Source organism: Enterobacter sp. HMSC16D10 (assembly GCF_001807145.1).
GTDB lineage: Bacteria > Pseudomonadota > Gammaproteobacteria > Enterobacterales > Enterobacteriaceae > Enterobacter > Enterobacter roggenkampii.
The window spans coordinates 169728-189324 of the sequence record NZ_KV787878.1; the positions used below are offsets into that span (position 1 = coordinate 169728).

The window sequence follows — 19597 nt, forward strand, 5'->3', positions numbered from 1 at the left end:
GAAATGGGATTCAAATGCGGTATCGTCGGTCTGCCAAACGTGGGCAAATCCACCCTGTTTAACGCGCTTACCAAAGCGGGTATCGAAGCGGCGAACTTCCCGTTCTGTACCATCGAACCTAACACCGGCGTTGTGCCAATGCCGGATCCGCGTCTGGACCAGCTCGCGGAAATCGTGAAGCCGCAGCGCATTCTGCCAACCACCATGGAATTCGTTGACATCGCGGGCCTGGTAAAAGGCGCATCCAAAGGTGAAGGTCTGGGTAACCAGTTCCTGACCAACATTCGTGAAACCGAAGCGATCGGCCACGTTGTGCGCTGCTTCGAGAACGACAACATCATCCACGTTAACAACAAAGTGGATCCGGCTGACGACATCGACGTTATCAACACCGAGCTGGCGCTCTCTGACCTCGACACCTGCGAACGCGCGATTCACCGCGTGCAGAAGAAAGCCAAAGGCGGCGACAAGGACGCGAAAGCGGAACTGGCTGCGCTGGAAAAATGCCTGCCACAGCTGGAAAACGCCGGCATGCTGCGCGCGCTGAAAAACCTGACTGACGAAGACAAAGCGGCGATCAAATACCTGAGCTTCCTGACCCTGAAGCCAACCATGTACATCGCCAACGTTAACGAAGACGGTTTCGAGAACAACCCGTACCTGGACAAAGTGCGTGAAATCGCCGCGGCGGAAGGTTCTGTGGTTGTTGCGGTTTGCGCGGCCGTTGAATCCGACATCGCCGAGCTGGACGACGCCGACCGTGAAGAGTTCATGGCCGAGCTGGGTCTGGAAGAGCCGGGCCTGAACCGCGTAATTCGTGCGGGCTATGAGCTGCTGAACCTGCAGACCTACTTCACTGCTGGCGTGAAGGAAGTGCGTGCGTGGACCATCCCTGTGGGTGCGACTGCGCCTCAGGCGGCCGGTAAGATCCACACCGACTTCGAGAAAGGCTTTATTCGTGCGCAGACTATCGCGTTTGAAGACTTCATCACCTACAAGGGTGAGCAAGGCGCGAAAGAAGCAGGCAAGATGCGTGCTGAAGGGAAAGATTACATCGTTAAAGATGGCGATGTGATGAACTTCCTGTTTAACGTTTGATTGGTTTTGAATGAAAAAAATCCACGCTTTGCCGTGGATTTTTTTATTGGGGGGTCAAAACACATTGTCTAAAAGTTCTGCCTTCATACTGGGTTCGAAGGGAATGATTTCGGCAGTCGCAAGCTTCAACGCCTGAAAGGGATCCTCGCGCAAGCGCTCTTCAAGAGAGACCAGACTCTCGCATTTAGCGAGTATGACTCCACCGGTTCTTGGGATCCGTCTACCCGATGCCAGAAATATCCCCTCTGCATACCCCTTTTTTAGCCACTCCACATGAGCAGGTATCGCTGCGTCAACCTCTTCAAGGGGTTTGATATAGGTCAATATGACAATGTAAACCGTACTCATCGTTTGCCTCTTAGCTCTGTTTTAAACCGCTTGTTGGAACTGCTTATTCGGCCCTCTTTGGCTACCGGTTATTGTTATCGTTTTTTGGCGCTTTTGATGTTAATACGCTGGGCCCAATTGAGACAAAGCATTACGCTTCATATCCCAGGAATAAAACCACTCATGCCAGCCGTTTTGCTTTTCCGCATAGCTACAGACCACAACCACTTCCTTTGACAGGTTGAAAGTTAAGTAATAGAAAAATGCGCCTTCAGGAGGTGCAGACCAAAATAGTTTTTCGCCCTGCGCATTGAAGATGGTCAAAACGGTTGGTAATGGCTTTGGCTCGCTTAACGTAAAGACTAACTGGCGAGTTGAGTCGACCATTGCATAGTCTAAAAACGGCATACTAACCAGTATGTTACTTGCACCACATACCCATTGAACCAGGTCATTTTCTTTAATAAAAATGAGATTTTCAATCATTGGTAAACCTCAACGTTTAAAGTTTGATCTGTTTCAAATCACCTTCAAAAAGCCCCACAAGATATACCCGGTATCGGGCTGGCTGCACTTCTTTATACGTTAATACAGTAGAAAATTCTTTTAAACAATTTGAACATGCTTTTTTCGAAACATGTAATTGGCTTTCATCATAGCTAAATTCATTATGATCGCTAACAAGCTTCACTCCTCTCATTTTCTTAACCAAAAAGTATTTTACCTCTTCAGAGAGCGAGTCAAACTCATATGAGTTTACGATGGAATAGACTATTACACCCTCGCATTCAGGGCATGCTATTTTTGCGCCATAATCTATAAAGTCATTATCAATGCCATCCAGGACTAATATCTTCTTTTTCAGTCGATTAGTTATTTTCATTTTTTTAGATTTTAACTTTATTAATAAAAAAGTAAGGCGAGAAGAAAATGAGGGGTTTTATTAATTAATAACATTGTTTAATCAAACATTCCATTCGATATAAATACCACAATCGAAGCTTTTTTCATTAGACTGTACAACAATACTTCCCCATTCATGCTCCCATTGAATTCCATATGGGGGGGTTGTAATTTTAAGTTTAGGCTTTGAGGTTATTTCACTCTCAACCCAGGCTGTCAAGCGTTGCTGCTCATCCGATAAATTACTCAGACTAGCCCTTTTATCCCAATCCTCTAGCGTTTTATAAAAACTTCCATCCTTACTAGTAAGGAATAATGATGGAGTAAAAGAAAATGCTGAGGGCCTCAGTTCCAAAATGAAAATTTGATCTTTCCATTTAATATTATCGATAGCGAAATAATAAGGACCTATTTTAGCCAATGGCGAGAAGAATTTGTAAAATGCGGAATTTTTAAAAGTATCAACATCTTTTAATTCGATTGGGTAGTTGTTAATTGCTACTAATCCAGTATGAACATCAAGTTTCATTTCTAACATATCTAAACAACCTTGTCTGGAAGTGACTACGTTATATTCCAAACTATATATATCCCATGATTAAACGACTTTGTCTCATATGAGACTGAAACCCGCCCCCACGCAAAGTTCCACCTAATGATGTCTGTTTCCATGGTATCAGGCGTGTCTAGGTTTAGTGATTCTTTCAGCCAATCAGACAAACTTTTTACTGATTCATTTAGTATGTGAATATTAGTTCGAGCATTCCAATCATTTAATGCTTTATAGTATTGACTGTTTTTATCAACAAGATGAAGCATAAAAGGAAAACCATAGCACACTGGGCGTATAGTAACTTGAAATTCTTTATCGGAAAACACTGCTGAGTCAACAAGGTAGTGATTTGGCATGGTTTTCTTAACGGCTTTGTGCTTTACTAATTCGCGGTATAAATCACACTTACAAAAGCCTTCTTCAGTATCAATTTCCAAAGGCAGATCATCAAGATTTAGTTCACCTGTAATCGGTTTAAATTTTAATTCAATCATTTTGTCCTGATTTACTTTTTATTGCCTGACAAGATCTTAATAATATAATCGACTCAACATGAGAACATCCATATGAGGAGCATTTTCCGCGTACAAATTATATTTATTATAACCATTTACAATGACACCCGCATAACAATAAAGTCTTATTGCCAATGGTGCAATAAGTCAATCCACATTTCTTTTTCCTCAGCGTTAATTTTTATGCCATCTCTACTTTGTTTTACATACTGCATGTACGTTTCATAAATTGCTCTTATTATCACCGTTTTTTCAGTGCGAGATCCTTCAATCAAAGTCATTAGTTTTTCTAAATAAATTGATGAATCCACTCTTTCGTTGAAAAAAAACCTGAGATAATCGAGTACTTCATTATATGAATCGTAATTCATGATAGGCATCCCTGATTTCATACACTGGTTTGTTTGGCACATCCAATTCTGGAGATACTCGGATATCTGCGTCTCGCTTTCCAGCAGTAGCTTACGCAGGCTCCGTTCGCCCCTTCCCAGCGCTTCTGCCCTTCGATATCCATTATCCGCTCTGGCGTGCCGTTGGGCTGGCAGTGGAACCAGAAGATCTCTGGGGCATTAACGTCGTCAGCATGTGCCAACGGGTCATCACTGTCTGGTCGCAGTATACTTAGGTCATCGGCACGTCCCCGTGCACCTCCTGCAGCAGGCGGTTATGGGTAATTTTTTCAATCGCCCTTCGAACGGATTATCATCAGCGGCGAACAGGTTTTGAATAAAGTTAAAAGAAGGAAATCAGCATAATGCGTGATATATAAAATAAAATCTGTAATTAATATTTTTCTAATGTCCCTCATAGGGGAGGGTAAGGATTGGGACGAGTCAAGAGTCATTTACCCTTCCCCATGCATCAACCTACTCACCTCCCATAAAAAAAACAAACATAATAAACAACCTGAAAAAATCAATTCCCCGTATAACTATTAGTTAGCAAAAATAAAAGTAAATATCACGTATCAAATCTCCATCCGCTTCATCAACGGTTCTTGTTTTGACTTTATTAAAGTCAGCTAAAATACCTTTCACTGGCACATCAGGCTTTGATATGTCATCATAAAATGCTTCCTGTTGACTTTCCCGAACATATTTTTTTATTAAAAAAACAAGATTCTTTCGTAACTTTTCCACTGTCATTCATTTTACTCCTGAATTTTAATAACACATTCGAAAAAAAAGATTACCTCCTGACACCGATGGTAATAGCATAACCTTAGCAAAATAATACGGGATATTAAGTAAAAACCCATCCAGCCATTTTTATTTAATATTTTACTGCCATATATTGAACAACTGTTTCCATATCTCCTGTTCCTCATGAGTAGGGACTCTATAATCTTGAGTCTTTCGCCTATATTCCATAAAACATGAGTCTATAGCTCGAATAGCCACCATTTTTTCTTTTCGACAATCATCTAAAATAGATTGCATATCCTGCAAACAATTAGAATCAAGAGTATATTTATGAAAAAAACAGCTCCAGGAAATCTAACACTTCATTATAAGATTGTAAATTTATCATGGTTCCTCTGGCAGAATATCAATCTTGTCGCTTTCAAACACTTTGAACAAATGTTTTTCGAAGCGTCTAATTGGCTTTCATCGTAGTTATATTTATTATATTCACTAACAAGCTTCACGCATCTCATTTTCTTAACCAAAAAGCATTTTACCTCTTCAGAGAGCGTGTCAAACTCATATGAGTTTACCATGGAATAGACTATTATGCCTTCGCATTCAGGGCATGCTATTTCTGCGCCATAATTTATAAAGTCATTATCTATACCATCCAGGACCAATAACTTCCTCTTCAGCTGATTAGTTATTTTCATTTTTCATCAAAACCTTAATTAAAACGCAACAAATCAGAATTAATTATAGATATAATGAATAGAGGTGATGTTTTAATTGGATAGATAATTCAAAGATGAATGCGAGCACAAATACATGCCAGAATGCTATGCATGCACACGCCGGGGAAATTGTATGCAATCAAAATTAAAACTGACTAATCATCTTCTATATCAGGGGGTGGTGTCGTAATACCAAGTATTTCTCGGCCAAATCGAATTTCCTCTGCAGTTTTCTTTTTAAGTTTAAGGATAATAACACCCAGTAAAGTATTATTATTTTCATCTGAATAAATCTTGAACGAGTACAACTTACTTCGGATATTAATTACGAATACATTTTCCTTTTCAAAATTTTCAAGGGCAATGATTAAATCATCAAGACCATTAACTTTCAACCCTGAAAATTTAGTATTTTCTTTATGCGCTTTCATTATTCTCAATTCATTTTGAGTACTACTTATAAATGATGCACATTGAAGATTATTCTTTTCATTTAGATAAGAACGAAACTCATCCGGTATTTTTTCTCGTGCATACTCAATAAGTTTATCATTTATCATGGTAGGAATACCTCCACATCGCCACTTCGAATTCCTTTAAGTAAGATTTCGCGTTCCATCCATTCATCAAAAGAATACTCCCACGACCAAGAATCGCCAGGCTTAGGAGCACCAACTTTGACTCTCAATATGACCCCATCAGGCCCTGCGAAGCCTCTAGCTACATCTGGACTATCTGTCCACGAAGTATAGGGGCTGATGCTGGATACCCCTCCGAAGTTATGTTGCTCCGGAGTTATTGATGAATGAACATCCCCAGGAATTACCTTACCATTAAGTGCATTTTCCCATTCGGGATGGTCTTTATGTATACCCCTGTAATTATATTGCCCAGGTTCCGCATCAGGTAGATGTTTATCGGGCTTACAAGGCGACAACCCCCACGGATCCACCCACCCCAGCGCATTCGGCGCATACTGGTAAAGGTTTATTCCCCCCGCCAGCCCTATCGGGTCCTGCTGCGTAAACCTTCCGCAGTCCGGGTCGTAATACCGGAACAGATTGTAGTGCAGGCCTGTCTCACGGTCCAGGTATTGCCCCTGCATGCGCAGGTTCTGAGAATATCCTGATACCTGCGTCTCGCTTTCCCGCAGCAGCTTGCCCCAGGCGCTGTTCACGCCTTCCCAGCGCACCTGCCCTTCGATATCCGTCATCCGCTCCGGCGTGCCGTTCGGCTGGCAGTGGAACCAGAAGATTTCATGGTCATCAACGCCGTCAATACGCGCCAGCGGATCGTAGCTGTCCTGATCGCTGTAAACGTAGGTGAGCGGCACATCTCCGTGCACCTCCTGCAGCAGGCGGAACCCTTCCCAGACAAACCGGGTGGTGACCGGCTTGCCGGTTGGCTGTCCGCCCAGCATCTGGCGGCGCGTTTTGCTGATGCGGCGACCGAGCGGATCGTAGCGGAAGCTGACCTGCGTCTGCGGCCTGTTGCGGTCCCTTGGCTGGCTGATGACCTCTGTCAGGCGATGCTCGCCGTCATAGCGGTAGTGCCAGCGGGTCTGGCCGTTATCCTTCTCCACGGTACGGCCGTGGATGTCATAGCGCCAGCGAATGCCGTTCAGCTGCGTCAGGCGGTTGTGCGTGACCTTCTCAACAGATCCTTCGAGCGGGTTACCGGCTGCATCCCAGCGCCACTGCTCCTGGCCAGGCAGCGTGCCGTCCTGAACGAGCAGGCGCCCGGCGCTGTCGTACTGCCAGCGGTACCAGCTGAACGGGTTATCGTCCCGCTCTTCGCGCACCAGGTTATTGCGGTAGTCGTAATCCCAGCGGCGGGACCAGCGGCGCGGCGACGGGCGCTGCGCATTGCCGGTAAAGACGTCCCGGCGGTGCAGGCGCCCAAGACGATCGTACTCGCTGCGGGTGGTCAGCAGCCCCTGGGTGCGGCTGGTCTCCCGGTGGAGTTCGTCGCGGGTAAAGTCGGAGACCGACAGCTTATCGAGCGCAATGCTGAGCAGATGCCCGCTGCCGTAGTAGAACTGCTTCAGCTCGTGGCCATCGGGCAGCGTGACGGAGGTGCGGTTGCCCAGCGCGTCATACTCCCACGCCAGCTCACCGTGCTCGCCCGCTTCGCGCGTCACGCGACCAAGCGCGTCATACTCAAAGGCAAGTTCCTGCTCTGCCTCGGTGGTCCACGCGTCGGCTGAAAGCGCAGGATGCAGACCAATCCGGCTTAATAGCCCGGACGGCGTGTAATGGTAGCGGGTCTGCCCTTCCGGCGTGGTGCGGGCGATCAGCTGGCCGCTCGCGCTCCAGGCGAAGGCGTGGGTGATAGCCTCCGGATGACCGGCGGCAAAGGTGCGCGCAATCGTGCGCCCGCAGGCATCATAGCGATACTGCGAGGCCACGCCATCAAGCCCCACCTCTTCCAGCAGCAGCGAGTCTGGCCCCCAGCGGAACTGATACGCTTCGCCGTTCTCGTTTTCCAGGGCAATCAGACGCCCGCGGCTGTCCCAGCTGCGGCGCACCTCTTCACCCTGCGTATTTCGGGTGGCGGTTAAGCGCCCCGCCTCGTCGTATCTGAACTCACTTTCTTTCCCGTCGGCGCCCGCATGCTTCACCGGCAGGCCACGTTCGTTCCATTTGAGCGATTCCGTCCAGCCTTCCGGGCGGTCGAGCTGTACCGGACGCCCTGCGGCGTCGTAGCGGTAGCGCGTCTCTTCACCGTCGGCGGCTGTCTCAGCCACCAGCCAGCCCAGCGGATGATAGCGATAGCGGGTAATACGCCCGGAACAGTCCGTCGAACGGACAATCTGCCCGGCCTCGTTGTACTCCTGGTAGCGGCTGTTGCCAGCGGCATCGACCTCTTCCACGACCTGGCCGAACGCGTCCCGGCGCAGCTGCGTCGTCTGCCCCATCGGGTTCACCACGCGCTTGAGCCCGTGATGTTCGTCGTACCAGAACCGGGTGGCGCTGCCGTCGGCTTCGATAATGGCCGCGGGAAGCGCGCGGTGCTCCAGCCAGGTGGTGGTGCGGGTATTGCCGTCGGCATCGGTCTCCTGCACCCGGTTGCCCATCTCGTCGTAGACGAAGGTGACGGCGTTGCCGAGCGGATCGATGCGACGCGTGAGAAGCTCGTTATCATCCCACTCGTAGCGCCAGTTTTCACCGCGCTCGTCTACGTAGCGGACAATCAGATTCTGCGCGTTCCAGTAGTGGCGGCGCGTCTGACCGTCGTAGTGTTCGACGGTCGTCAGCCCGGCGGCTAAATCATAGCTAAAGCGGCAGCCGTCGCCGGTGCTGGTGCGGTTTTCCACCACGCGCCAGTGGTCGAATTTTTGCCAGCGGTATTCGCTCTCCAGCCCACCCGGCATCCGGTGCCAGACCATCAGGCCGTGGTCGTTGTAACGGTATTCACGCGTCACCACGCCGGAGGCATCCGTCGCGCTCGCCAGCTGGCCGCGCGCATCGTAGCCCCACTGCATCAGCGGCCAGGTTTGGTTGCCGTCGAAATGGCTGGCTGCGGTAACGCGCAGCGGGAAGCGCTCATCTTCATAGCGCAGGGTGACGTCGATGGCCCGCGGCTCATCATGGATACCAATCAGCCTGCCGTGCTCGTCCCACGCAGTCAGCAGCGCGTTGCCGTATTCATCGCTAAGGGAGGCCAGACGCAGGATAGAAGGATTCATACGGGTCGGTTTGTACAGACGCCACACCGCACCGTCATCGTCGGCAATCGCCACGTCGCCGTTCTCATTGCGGCGGATAATGATGCCTTCGCTGATGCTGTAAAACGCGCGGTCGACAGGCGGCAGTTCAAAGCTCAGCTCGCGCCCGGTTTCGTCGAACCAGGTCGCATGGTTATCTTCCAGCGTCAGATAGCTGTCAAAAGTCGTTGCCCAGCCCAGGCCGAACAGCCCTTCGCGGGTAGTCAGGCTGTTGTAGCTACGCTGCCAGCGAAGCGGAAAGCGCCCCGGCAGCGAGAAGTCGAGCTCATCGTCGTCGTTCAGCACCTTCACGCCAGTGGCGGCGTGGACCGGGTGCGAGGAGCCAAACACGGCGTTGACCGCCATATCCGCCAGCATCCCGCCGCCGGCCGCGGCCAGCGCGCATGGCATGTTTTTCAGGATCTTGCCCGGACGCCCGCGCAGCAGGGAGAGCGCAATCATCCCCAGCGCCAGACCCGGTGTTTTACCGCTTTTGATATCGCGGATCGTGAGCGTGTCCCCGCCGATGATCACGTTCGGGGAGACGTCGTCGGAAACGGTGCCTTCGCAGGTGGTGCGATCTTTCGCACGCACCGCGGGCTGCCCGTTGATAAAGACGCTTTTGGAGCCTTCCGCCAGATACTGCGGCCCGGAGTGTTTTTCACACGCCACCTTATCTTCTTCCAGCGGCGAGGTTCCCGCGGCGGCTGAGGCCACGCTCGGCTGCCACATTTCGCTGCCAAACTGTCCGGCGGCGGAAAGCAGCATGCCCGCGTAATCGGCAAAGCTGCCCGGCGACTGCGGCTCAGGGGACGGGGTATCGGCGGGCGTGAGCGTGCCCGCCGCGCGGGCGGCAGGGATTGCGTTGGTCAGAACGTTGTTCGAACCGGTGGTGATTTTACCCGCAGGTGACGGCGGGAAAAGCGCATTGCCTAACCCTTCCGCGGCGTTGCTGATATCGTCGGTGATCCCCGCCACGTTCGCCAGCACGCCACCGATAATCCCGCTTAACAGACAGCTGGACCCAATCGCCGCCACGCCCGCTGCGGCGGCTCCGGCACCGAGGAGTGGCGCGGCGGCCGTAGCCGCCAGCCCCACTGCCGCACCGATCACCGCATAGGCGGCACCTTCCGCCACGATGCTGGTGATGTCAGCAAAAATGCTGGAGTGAATAATCTCGTCGCCCTTACGGGCCGCGTTGTTATCGCTCATGCCTTACACATTCCGGTTGTCGTTTAGCGTCAGACTCTGCTTAAGCGCGCTCCAGCGCACCTCGTCCTCTTCGGTAAAGGCTCTTAATGCCGAGAGGGTAAAAATCATCAATACCGGTTTGCCCGGCGTCTGCACGGCCAGCTGTTTTTGCCACAGGCGCTGTCCGTTACGGTCAAAGGTGGTCTCGACTTCCAGTCCGCTAATTTTTCCGTCAGGCCCGGCGTTTACGTTCCGGAATTCGCTCTGGGCGATCTCACCCATCTGAGGACGCAACACATCCCACTGGCGGTGAAACTCTTGTTCGTAGTCGCTGCCATCGGGAATCACGCCGCGGCTGACCACCACGGACAGCCCGCTTTCGTCATCGCGAATAATGTTCATGCTGTTATCCTGCCAGGCAGTAGGAAAAAGGGAAAATGAACCTTCCTGGAGGGTGTATTTCATAAGTGAACTCGGGATGATTAATATTGAGAGAAACAAAAAGGCCAATCCATGTTGGCCCTTTGGCTGGCTGTTTTATTATTTACGCCATTGACCTGATTGTTCGACTAAAACATGGCTGCCTTTGCTGACAACCAATTTCACGGGTGCATACGTCACGGTATAAGCGATCTCGCCATTCTTGTAGGTTGAGCCGATTATTTTACCTGCGGAGTCGTGCAACGTTTTTCCCCTTAAGGAGATCGTACTGTTATCGCTTTTGCGCACGCCGAGATAGACCATCTGATCACATTCGCTATCAAAATGACCGCACTTATTTATAAGAGAAATAGCGAACCTTTCGGTGTCCAGTTTTCTGGTTTCAGCGTTTTGAACCGAAGCGGCTTTACGTAACGTATAACGCTGCGGAGCATAATAATTTCCTTTTTGAGGAAGAGTAACTAAACGCCATTCCATCTCACTCCCCTTTATTTCCAGAACAGCCCGTCCGCCTGCGCCGCCAAACGATGAGTTGAACTCAACGTTCGCACGGTTTCCCGCGATCGTACCGCTAAGATTTCGCTCATCATCTTCCGGGCAGTCGATGCGGTTTCCTCTCTGGGAGATATAGCAATAAGACCCGGTGATACGGTTGCCTGATTCAGCTAACTGCAGGGTTAACGCCGAGTCGTTGCCAACCCCGCCTGCCCAAACCCCGTCAAACGCAGGTCTCGATTGGCTGTTCGCTGCAAACTGCATCGTATTGAACCTGGCGGCCCATTGCTGAATATCGGCATTAATCGGCTGACTATTATCAGATGACTGGTAATGGATAACGTTTGATTCTGGAACCACCCAGGCCGCGAAAATTCTGCCGTCAGGATTGATAACCAGCGCTGAGGCATTCTCCTGGTAGAGATCCTCTAGCCAGCCCTCAACAAACAATCCTCCACCTGGAGTGGTATGCGGTTCGCCAAAGACATCAAAGTTATCAATAAAGGCCTGGTAATGATTTCCCAGCGTTTTCCTGAGAATGTCCGTCACTTCGCTATCATTAACGATGCGACTTACCGTATCGAGCTTATTGTACTGCGATAATTCAAGTGCCGTAGAGGTTTCAACGACGCCAGCCAATAAAGCCGCGCACAATGCGAATGCTAAAAGTTTATTGGACATAATTTACTCTGAAGAACCATTATCGTAATTCATTGTTATTTTCACAACGTTGCCGCCCTTCATCTCAAAAGAGAGTACTTTTTTACCCAACGCATAGGAAACCCACTGGGTCCCTGAATCATTTTCAACAAGGCCATTGCCGTATGCGTTGTTCAGCTCTCTGGTTGTTGAACCCACATGGACACCCCGCGGCGTTGCGAAGTCTTCGGCAGTCAGCGTAACCTGCGACACGATATAATCATCAACGCTTCGTTCAGCTTTATCCCACCAGAGATTGGAACTGAATATTTCTAACCCAGCCCTTTGATGCTGGTAGAATTTATAGTTCGTTCCGTCAAAAGAAACCTCACCGACAAAGTTGCCTTCCAACGGCACATCAATTTTACCGGCACTATCAGGAGACCATCGGTCGCCCAATGCGACAGGCTGGTCTTTGATCTGCACAGAAAAGTCCCGTTTTGTCAGAACGGGAGGCATTACCTGAGCCAAAACCACATTGCTGCCGAGACAGGTAAACATCAGGATGGAACAAAGAAATATCGGCGTGTGTTTTTTCACGTTAATCGTCATTTATTGAATGTGTATTGCAGTTATCACCCTGAAGAAACCGCCAGGACATGAGTGCAGTATTTCTTAGTCTGCGCTAATGACGACTGAACCCAGACAGTGAGGATTTTTCACGGTGAAACTGAAGCTCACCTTTTGTCCATTCATATCTTTTCGGGCTGTATAGCTGGTCACTTCGTCCTCCGAACGGCCGCGCGGATAATCAGTTAACCTCAACTGCGGATAGCGCTTTTTAACGGTATCAAGCGTTATGCATTGACCTGAGGAGGGTGAAAAATTCAGTAAAGGCGCCATGCCGTCGTTATCTTTGCTTAAACGTAACTCAATTGCGGTTATGTTCGTCCCATCAGCGAGTTTGATATCGTCGGCATTGTAGAAATTGATATATTCATTTTGCCTGGTCATCTTAAACGATAACGGCGCATTACTAAGGGTTGTAACGGATAACGTCTTAAGCGATGCGCTCATCCCGGAAATGAACATCCAAAGATCCTTTTTCTGCGCGTCTCCTCCAGCCATTCCCGTCGTTAGTAACGCGATAAGCACCGCACCTGCTTTACTAATCTTTGGCCGTAAATTTCGCCTGCACCGCCGCATCAATATCCCCCTTATGCCCCGATCCCGGTGCCGTCGTGCCCGGCTTGGTTCCCGAGGTATTCAGATGCAGCTTACCGCCCGTGGTGATATACCCATCCCCTTCCACGAAGAAGTTAAACTCTTTGCCGATGAGGTTAATCTTGCCGTTAGCATTCAGCTCAATGGCACTCTCACCAGAGACCAACCGCAGCTTCGTCCCGGAAGCGATAACATACTGCTCCACCGCCGCATCCAGCTTACCTTTCCCCGTCAGGATCTCGGTGCCACCTTTCACGGCCTGGGTCTGATTCGCTTCCACGCGATGCAGTTCATTTTTCTTCACGTAATGGCTGCGCGCTCCGCCGACGCTGTGCGTTTCATCATTTTTAACGCTGGTGTCCATGTTACGCTCGGCCTGGATCCACACCTGCTCTGCACCCGCTTTATCCTCAAACCGCAGGGCGTTGGCATTGTCCACGGAACCGTCTTTTGTGCGGCTCATAAAGCCCATCTGCGTCGCCGCAGCCGGCAGCGCCCACGGCGGCATGCTCGCGTCGTTGTACACCCGACCGGTAATGATCGGACGGTCCGGGTCGCCGTTGATAAAGTCCACCACCACCTCATCGCCCACGCGCGGGATCTGCACCCCGCCGTAGCCCTGGCCCGCCCACGCGCTCGACACGCGCACCCAGCAGGAGCTGGTGTCATCGCCCTTCGCCAGACGGTCCCAGTGGAACTTCACCTTCACCCGGCCGTATTTGTCCGTCCAGATACTCTCGCCCTTTGGCCCCACCACTTTCGCCGTCTGCGGGCCGTAGGTGCGCGGCCACGCCGTGCTCTGCGCCGGACGGTAGACCACCGCCGACGGAATGACCGTGAAATCGGTACGGTGAATAGTTTCACCCTCGCCGCTGGCGTAGCGGTTCTCTTCGAGGTGGTAACCCGCCGCCGTGACCAGATACTCGCCGTTGTCGCTGAAGAACGGCGCGTTGGTTAACGTGAAGGTGTGCCCGGGCGCAATCCCCGCCGCCGTGGCGGTGGCCTGAATCTGCTGATGCTCAACCTGCCAGCGCTCCTGACGAATGCGGGCATAGAACTCCCCGTGCCCTTTGTCCACAAAGCGCCCCGGCCAGTCGTACACGTCGATGCTGCCCGGCTTCGGCGATGCCGGGTTCTGCTGGGCCTGGAACAGCCACGCGTTCGGCTTGCGGAAGTCATAGTCGTCGAGGCTGTAAATCCCCGGCGTCACGCTGTCCTCCAGCGCCCACTGGCTGATGCCCTCTTCGTCCGTACTGCCGCCGGACGGCGTCTGGTGGTAAGGAATAACCTCATAGCCGCTGAACGGCTGGTACTGCGTGGCGGCGTCGGTGAGCACCAGGGTGTGCTTGTCCGCCTCATGGCGGAAGTGATACGCAATCCCCTCCAGCTCCATCAGACGGCTGATGAAGTCCAGGCTCGACTCCTGATACTGCACGCAGTAGTCCCACACCCGGTAGCTGCCGGTGAGTTTGTCCTCAACGTTGACCTGATGCTCGCCCAGCAGGGTTTTCACAATCTGCGGCACCGTCTGCCCCTGGAAGATACGCAGGTTGCGGTCGCGCTTCATCGGCCACAGGTCCGGCTCCACCGTCAGCTGGTACACCGCATAGCGGGTCCCCGTCAGCTCAACGGCGCTGACCGCCACCCGGGTAATCTTGCCGTTTATATAGCGGGGCGTCAGCAGGCTCTGCGTCGGGATGGTCACCGTGACCGGCTGGCCCAGCAGCTTACTGCGGTCAATGCGCGCGTCCGTGCCGAGCACGGTCAGCGTCAGCGCGAACGACTCGGACATCGCCTCGCGGCCCGTCAGTTTCCAGAACAGAAGCCCCTCCACCGGGAGCTGAACGGTAATTCGGTTGAGCATAATCTTTATTCCATCTAGCTTATGCGATGCAGATAAGAGGTTCTGCATCTGTGATAAAGCGTCATTCAAGAAAGGGGCTTTTCCCTCTTGATCATCCAAAAAACAAGAGAGTAGATTTTCAGTGACTCTGATGTGACAAATAAACCTACATTCAACCAGATGTTTGAAAAATCAAACATACTTACTAAAAGAGGGAACAATGAGACCGAACATCTGAATGAAATCAAGCGAAATAATTCCTGAGCGAGGGCAAGTTTAACCGCTCCGATCTTTCGCTTGAAGAATAAACAGGCCGAAGTACACAAAGAGAGTAATAAAAGTAAGTCAAGCACAAAAAAAAGCATGACCAAAATGCTGAAACCATCACCTGCATAATAATGCAACGAATCACTAAACACTTTTGCGTCAGAAATGAATGGAATTCTGTGCTGGCGAACTGAATTCACGCAATAAAGCAATATTGCGAGAAGATCCATACTTCCCCAGAAATACCATAGATGGCTATTTAAATGAGCGAGGTTGTTTTGTGTACGCCCGTTATTGTTATTTAAAAAAATGGGGGAGCACATATTGGCTTCAACTCAACCCTCCGGGTTAGGAATAAATTCAAAACGCACAAACAGGAGAGACAATCTTCTCGTACTCCTTTGAATGAAGCCTAAGACTTCTAAAATCGTACACTTCCATAGTCTCCCCTGTTTATATTCCTACGGATTCACCAGCCAGGTGCCCGGCTTGGTAATATCCAGCGTCTGGCCACGCGTTCTTCCGTTGCCCTGCAGTTCAATCTTCGCCTCACCGGCCGGCAGCTTGAGCGATGCATAGCCGTTGGTTCCCGGGCGCAGCGCTTTTGGCTCGCCGTTCACTTTCAGCGTTTCGCCGTCGAGGATGCGGATATAGACCAACGCAACAGGGCTCGCGGCAGGCGGTGGCGTCTGCTGTGCCGTCGCCGGTTCGCTCACCTTCGCCGTTTCTGGCTTCACGTCTGGGGCGTTCGCGGCGGTTTCGGTTGGACGCGTCTCTGCCGGTGCCTGCGCAGCCTGCTCTGGCGCATCTTTGCCGCCGCTGAACAGCATCGCGCCAGCGACAACGCCGACCAGCACGCCTGCGGCAACCATGCCCGGGATCCTGTAGCGACGCCAGTCGAGCAGCGATGCCGGCTGTTCCTCCTCCACCGGTACCAGCATCGTGCCGGGCTTTTTCGCCGTCAGCACGTCGTTAATCCCGGCGACCGGCATCTCTATCAGCGCGGCGAACTCGTCGATGGACTGCGGACGGTCTTCCATGTGCAGCGCCAGCGCGCGGTCAATGGCCTGCAGCAGCGGAATGGAATAGCCCTGCGGCATGATTTCCACCAGCGGTTTGCAGGTATCCTGAATAGAACGCACCACGCTGACCGGCGGCGGAGAACCCACAATCAGGGTACGCAGCACGGCGCCGAGGGCGTAAATGTCCGTCCACGGGCCCTGCTCGCTTTCGTTGTCGTCGGTGTACTGCTCGATCGGCGCAAAGCCCGGGCGCAGCATGGTTTCCGTTTCATCGGAAAGGTTACCGATGGTGCGGCGCGCGGAGCCGAAATCGAGCAGCACCGGCAGGCCGTTATCCTGGATCTGGATGTTATCCAGCGAGATGTCGCGGTGCAGGTAGCCTTCGTCGTGGATGGTCTTGATCGCACCGAACAGCATCGGCAGGGTGCGACGGATCCAGGCTTCGTTGATCAGCTCCGGCTTTTCCTCGCGCAGGCGCGAAAGCGTGGTACCGCTGTAAAACAGCGTCCCCATATAAGCCGTGTCGTTTTGCACCCAGAAGCGCAGGACGTGCAGCAGGTTTGGGTGGTTAAAGCGCGCCAGCAGACGCGCTTCCTGAATGAAGCTGTTCAGGCCCGCGGAGAACGCTTTGCCAAAGCGCTCGCTGCGCAGCACCAGGGTCATGTCATCGCCGCGTACGGCGAGCGAGGAAGGCATAAATTCTTTGATAGCGATAGTGCGTTCGAGCTGGTGATCCCACGCGCGATAGACGATGCCAAAACCGCCGCCGCCGATCACCTCTTTGATTTCAAACTCGTTGAAGCGGTACCCGATCGGGAGCGCGTTTGGGACAGTCCGATTGTTATCATTATCCGTCATCTTTTACAGTTCTCTTGATGATTATTACGCGGCAAACTGACAGTGAAACTCGCCCTGCTCGCAGGTGACGTGCAGACGTCGGTACTGTTCGTCGCTGCGGCTGGCGGTAAGTAAGATCTGGCTCATCTGAGGCAGCAGGGTGTTGGTCAGAATAGCATCCACCATGCGGCCGCCGGACTCCACCTCGGTGCAGCGCTGAACAATCTGTTCCACCACGCTGTCGTCAAACTCAGAAATAATGCTGTGATTCTCTTCCAGACGACGCTGAATGCGCCTGAGCTGCAGGCGAACAATCTGCCCCAGCATCTCGTCGCTAAGCGGGTAATACGGCACCACCAGCAGGCGGCCCAGCAGCGCGGGCGGGAAGACCTCCAGCAGCGGCTGGCGCAGGGCACCGCTTAACGCGTCCGGCTCCGGCATCAACTCCGGATCGGCGCACATGGCGCTAATCAGCTCGGTGCCGACGTTAGACGTCAGAATAATAATGGTGTTGCGGAAATCGATGTGGCGCCCCTCGCCGTCCTCCATCCAGCCTTTATCAAAGACCTGGAAGAAGATCTCGTGGACGTCCGGGTGCGCTTTCTCAATTTCGTCCAGCAGCACGACGCTGTATGGACGGCGGCGGACGGCCTCGGTTAATACCCCGCCTTCACCATACCCTACGTACCCCGGAGGCGCACCTTTTAAGGTGGAGACGGTGTGCGCTTCCTGGAACTCGCTCATGTTGATGGTAATGACGTTCTGCTCGCCGCCGTACAGAGATTCGGCGAGCGCCAGCGCGGTTTCGGTTTTACCAACGCCGGACGGGCCGCACAGCATAAAGACGCCCACCGGCTTGTTCGGGTCGTCCAGCTTCGCCCGCGAAGTTTTCACGCGGCGGGCAATCAGGTCCAGACCGTGACGCTGGCCGATAACGCGCTGGTTCAGCGTGTCGGCAAGGTTGAGTACCGCGTCGATCTCGTTTTTCACCATCCGGCCCAGCGGGATCCCGGTCCAGTCAGAGACCACCGCAGCAACCACGTTTTCATCCACCGCGGCAAAGAGCAGCGGCTCGTCACCCTGTAAGGCGTTCAGCGCTAGCTGCTGTTCCGCCAGCTGGCCGCGCAGCTCGGCGGTATCTTCTTCGCCCGCCGCGAACAGCGCGGCGCGCAGGCGGATAATCTCCTGCACCAGGCTGCGCTCTTCTTCCCAGCGCCGGGACAGGGCTTCGCGTTTTGTCTCATACGCGTCTCGTTCGGCGCGTAATGCCGTGACGCGATCGGCATCACCGGCCCCCACGCGCGCTTCGCGTTCGGCAATCTCAATTTCCACATCCAGCGCGGCAAGATGGCGCAAGCAGTCTTCCAGCTGCGCAGGCGGTGCGCTCTGGCTGACCGCGACGCGGGCGCAGGCGGTGTCGAGCAGGGCCACGGCTTTGTCCGGCAGCTGACGCGCCGGAATGTAGCGATGAGACAGCTTCACCGCCGCGCTGACCGCTTCGTCGAGCAGCAACACCTGGTGATGCGTCTCCAGCGGCGACACGGTGCTGCGCAGCATCAGAATGGCTTTCGCTTCGTCCGGCTCGTGCACCGGCACCGTCTGGAAACGACGGGTCAGCGCCGGATCTTTCTCAATGTACTTTTTGTATTCTGCCCAGGTGGTGGCGCCGATGGTGCGCAGCTGGCCGCGCGCCAGGGCTGGCTTCAGCAGGTTCGCCGCATCGCCGGTCCCCTGCTGGCCGCCTGCGCCAATCAGGGTGTGGATCTCATCGATAAACAAAATGATCGGCGTGGCGCTGGACTGGACTTCGTTAATGAGCGCCTGCAGACGGGCTTCAAACTCGCCTTTCATGCCTGCACCGGCCTGCAGCATACCGATATCCAGCAGCCACAGCTGAATGTTCTGCAGCGGCTCCGGCACGTCGCCGTCGGCGATACGCAGCGCCAACCCTTCCACCACCGCCGTTTTCCCGACTCCGGCTTCCCCGGTCAGCAGCGGGTTGTTCTGACGACGGCGCATCAGGATATCGACCATCTGGCGGATCTCCTCGTCGCGCCCGACGACCGGGTCAATCTTCCCTTCCCGGGCGCGGGCGGTCAGGTCCTGGCCATACTGGGCCAGCGTCCCCTGAGCAGCCGGTACTGCACCCGCCGGTGCGTCGACAGCGGCAGCGGCCTGCTGCGTCTCTTTGCTGTTGGCGCAGATGGTATCGAACTGCTCAATCAGCACCTCGACGTTAAGGCGGGTGAACTGCGCCGAAATGCTTTTCAGCACGTTGGCCAGGTTCCAGGTTTTGAGTATGCCGATCAGCAAATGGCCGCCGCGAATGCGGCTGACGCCAAACTTCAGCGAGCCGAAGACCCAGGCGCGCTCCACGGCGCTGTCGATATGCTCGGAGAGATCGGAAACGGAACTCGCCCCGCGCGGAAGCACATCCAGCGCGGCAATGATATCGCGCGTCAGCTGCTGCTCGTCGAGGGCAAAGTGGCGGATGACCTGCTGCAGATCGCCATCCTGCTGCTGCATCAGCTGATGCAGCCAGTGCACCAGCTCAACATAGGGGTTGCCGCGCAGCTTGCAGAACGCAGTGGCGCTTTCCAGAGAGGTAAATAACAGCGTATCCAGTTTGCCGAAAAGCACGGCACGGCTAATTTCTGACATGTTAGTTTCCATTA

General features: G+C 52.8%; 19 protein-coding genes. 1 reads left to right on the forward strand and 18 read right to left on the reverse strand.

Going from position 1 to position 19597, the window contains the following annotated elements:
- Nucleotides 1-3: 3 nt before the first annotated feature.
- Nucleotides 4-1098: a redox-regulated ATPase YchF gene (gene ychF / locus HMPREF3143_RS11705; RefSeq protein WP_003856650.1), complete on the forward strand. Its 1095-nt coding sequence runs from the start codon at nucleotides 4-6 to the stop codon at nucleotides 1096-1098.
- Nucleotides 1099-1152: 54 nt separating this feature from the next.
- On the opposite strand, the gene HMPREF3143_RS11710 is transcribed toward ychF, so the two are convergent.
- The 18 genes from HMPREF3143_RS11710 to tssH all read right to left on the reverse strand — a co-directional run bounded on the left by HMPREF3143_RS11710 (nucleotide 1153) and on the right by tssH (nucleotide 19583).
- On the reverse strand, nucleotides 1153-1446 hold the full coding sequence (locus tag HMPREF3143_RS11710; RefSeq protein ID WP_038416202.1) for a YciI family protein: 294 nt from the start codon (nucleotides 1444-1446) through the stop codon (nucleotides 1153-1155).
- Between the two features lie 99 nt (nucleotides 1447-1545).
- Complete coding sequence (locus HMPREF3143_RS11715; protein WP_038416203.1) at nucleotides 1546-1911, reverse strand: hypothetical protein; 366 nt, start codon at nucleotides 1909-1911, stop codon at nucleotides 1546-1548.
- Nucleotides 1912-1927: 16 nt separating this feature from the next.
- Entirely contained in the window at nucleotides 1928-2308 is a 381-nt protein-coding gene (locus HMPREF3143_RS11720; RefSeq protein ID WP_070533126.1) for a hypothetical protein, read from the reverse strand.
- A gap of 81 nt (nucleotides 2309-2389) precedes the next feature.
- Nucleotides 2390-2866 (reverse strand): hypothetical protein, encoded by a 477-nt coding sequence (locus HMPREF3143_RS11725; protein WP_070533128.1) that lies wholly within the window; start codon nucleotides 2864-2866, stop codon nucleotides 2390-2392.
- Nucleotides 2867-2892: 26 nt separating this feature from the next.
- The gene (locus HMPREF3143_RS11730; RefSeq protein ID WP_070533130.1) at nucleotides 2893-3375 is read right to left on the reverse strand and encodes a hypothetical protein; all 483 of its coding nucleotides are present in this window, start codon (nucleotides 3373-3375) and stop codon (nucleotides 2893-2895) included.
- A 146-nt stretch (nucleotides 3376-3521) separates the two neighbouring features.
- Nucleotides 3522-3767, reverse strand: coding sequence for a hypothetical protein (locus HMPREF3143_RS11735; RefSeq protein WP_038416206.1), 246 nt, complete (start codon nucleotides 3765-3767; stop codon nucleotides 3522-3524).
- A 17-nt stretch (nucleotides 3768-3784) separates the two neighbouring features.
- Nucleotides 3785-3988 (reverse strand): RHS domain-containing protein, encoded by a 204-nt coding sequence (locus HMPREF3143_RS24825; RefSeq protein ID WP_071881494.1) that lies wholly within the window; start codon nucleotides 3986-3988, stop codon nucleotides 3785-3787.
- Between the two features lie 346 nt (nucleotides 3989-4334).
- Complete coding sequence (locus tag HMPREF3143_RS11740; protein ID WP_045261114.1) at nucleotides 4335-4541, reverse strand: hypothetical protein; 207 nt, start codon at nucleotides 4539-4541, stop codon at nucleotides 4335-4337.
- Nucleotides 4542-5412: 871 nt separating this feature from the next.
- A complete protein-coding gene (locus HMPREF3143_RS11750; protein WP_070533135.1) occupies nucleotides 5413-5817 on the reverse strand; it encodes a hypothetical protein in 405 nt (134 codons plus the stop codon).
- Nucleotides 5814-10175, reverse strand: a complete 4362-nt coding sequence (locus HMPREF3143_RS11755) for an RHS repeat-associated core domain-containing protein (RefSeq protein ID WP_175441121.1) — start codon at nucleotides 10173-10175, stop codon at nucleotides 5814-5816. The genes HMPREF3143_RS11750 and HMPREF3143_RS11755 overlap by 4 nt, the downstream gene beginning before the upstream one ends.
- Nucleotides 10176-10178: 3 nt before the next feature.
- Nucleotides 10179-10619 carry a DcrB-related protein gene (locus HMPREF3143_RS11760; RefSeq protein WP_070533137.1) on the reverse strand — a complete coding sequence of 147 codons (441 nt, stop codon included), beginning with the start codon at nucleotides 10617-10619 and terminating at the stop codon, nucleotides 10179-10181.
- Between the two features lie 75 nt (nucleotides 10620-10694).
- On the reverse strand, nucleotides 10695-11771 hold the full coding sequence (locus tag HMPREF3143_RS11765; RefSeq protein WP_070533140.1) for a hypothetical protein: 1077 nt from the start codon (nucleotides 11769-11771) through the stop codon (nucleotides 10695-10697).
- 3 nt (nucleotides 11772-11774) lie between these two features.
- Entirely contained in the window at nucleotides 11775-12329 is a 555-nt protein-coding gene (locus tag HMPREF3143_RS11770; RefSeq protein WP_252909148.1) for a hypothetical protein, read from the reverse strand.
- A gap of 75 nt (nucleotides 12330-12404) precedes the next feature.
- The gene (locus HMPREF3143_RS11775) at nucleotides 12405-12884 is read right to left on the reverse strand and encodes a hypothetical protein (protein ID WP_252909149.1); all 480 of its coding nucleotides are present in this window, start codon (nucleotides 12882-12884) and stop codon (nucleotides 12405-12407) included.
- 13 nt (nucleotides 12885-12897) lie between these two features.
- Nucleotides 12898-14817 carry a type VI secretion system Vgr family protein gene (locus HMPREF3143_RS11780; RefSeq protein WP_070533144.1) on the reverse strand — a complete coding sequence of 640 codons (1920 nt, stop codon included), beginning with the start codon at nucleotides 14815-14817 and terminating at the stop codon, nucleotides 12898-12900.
- A gap of 65 nt (nucleotides 14818-14882) precedes the next feature.
- Entirely contained in the window at nucleotides 14883-15293 is a 411-nt protein-coding gene (locus HMPREF3143_RS11785; protein WP_227463224.1) for a hypothetical protein, read from the reverse strand.
- A gap of 231 nt (nucleotides 15294-15524) precedes the next feature.
- On the reverse strand, nucleotides 15525-16943 hold the full coding sequence (locus tag HMPREF3143_RS11790) for a serine/threonine protein kinase (RefSeq protein WP_039024227.1): 1419 nt from the start codon (nucleotides 16941-16943) through the stop codon (nucleotides 15525-15527).
- A 24-nt stretch (nucleotides 16944-16967) separates the two neighbouring features.
- A complete protein-coding gene (tssH, locus tag HMPREF3143_RS11795; RefSeq protein WP_070533148.1) occupies nucleotides 16968-19583 on the reverse strand; it encodes a type VI secretion system ATPase TssH in 2616 nt (871 codons plus the stop codon).
- Nucleotides 19584-19597 lie beyond the last annotated feature (14 nt).